The organism is Aeromonas sp. 1HA1 (assembly GCF_029237385.1).
Classification (GTDB): domain Bacteria; phylum Pseudomonadota; class Gammaproteobacteria; order Enterobacterales; family Aeromonadaceae; genus Aeromonas; species Aeromonas popoffii.
Genome location: NZ_JAACGC010000196.1, coordinates 1 through 888 on the forward strand (window position 1 = coordinate 1; position 888 = coordinate 888).

Sequence of the window (888 nt, forward strand, 5' to 3'; positions counted from 1 at the left end):
GAACAGGGATTGCAGGCTGGAGCTCACTCTGGGAAGGCTGGCAAACACTGCAAAGTAAACTGGACGGCTTTATTGCCGCCAAAGAGATGATGGCTTCGGGGATCAAGATCTGATCAAGAGACAGCTGTAGCAGCTTGTAACGCTGCAAGGCTACTGCTCTCAAATACTATATGCCAAGGAATATTTTCTCTATTTAAAGCCTCTAATATACGATTACGCCATGAGCAAGGTTGGCTAAACATAACTAAAGGTAACGACTCACCTTGATGTTCAAACCCATGTTCTGCAAACCAATGAAGTGGAAAACTAAATTCCTGAATTGGTGCTGGTGCATTGGTCATTGGCATGCTGACCAAAACATCCAACTCACCACGTTCAAACGCTGCAAAGAGTGACTGTTTGTTAGCAACCTCAACACGCAGGCTTAATCCAGGATGCACACAAGCAAAGTCGGCGAGTACGCGGGTAAAGTGATGACTCACAAGATCTTCAACCAAACCAATACTGCAATGCTGCTTGCCTTGTGATGCAGGTTTTAGACTCATTTGGTCTGTTAGACTTAAAATGCGTTCTGCATAAGGTAATAACGCCTCCCCCTCTGTACTTAAACGGATGCCCCTGTTGGAACGAAGCAGCAATGCATGGCCTAACTGTTGCTCTAAACGCTGAATTTGTTGGCTAAGCGCTGGCTGTGTTTTTCCTTGCAATATTGCGGCTCGGTTAATGCTGCCACATTGTACAACACTCACGAAAGAGCGTAGCAGCTGTCTCTTGATCAGATCTTGATCCCCGAAGCCATCATCTCTTTGGCGGCAATAAAGCCGTCCAGTTTACTTTGCAGTGTTTGCCAGCCTTCCCAGAGTGAGCTCCAGCCTGCAATCCCTGTTC

General features: G+C 46.6%; 1 protein-coding gene. It reads right to left on the reverse strand.

What is annotated here, in order from left to right; all coding sequences use genetic code 11:
* Positions 1-113: 113 nt before the first annotated feature.
* Positions 114-779, reverse strand: a complete 666-nt coding sequence (locus GWQ22_RS21625; RefSeq protein WP_345893653.1) for a LysR family transcriptional regulator — start codon at positions 777-779, stop codon at positions 114-116.
* Positions 780-888: the final 109 nt, after the last annotated feature.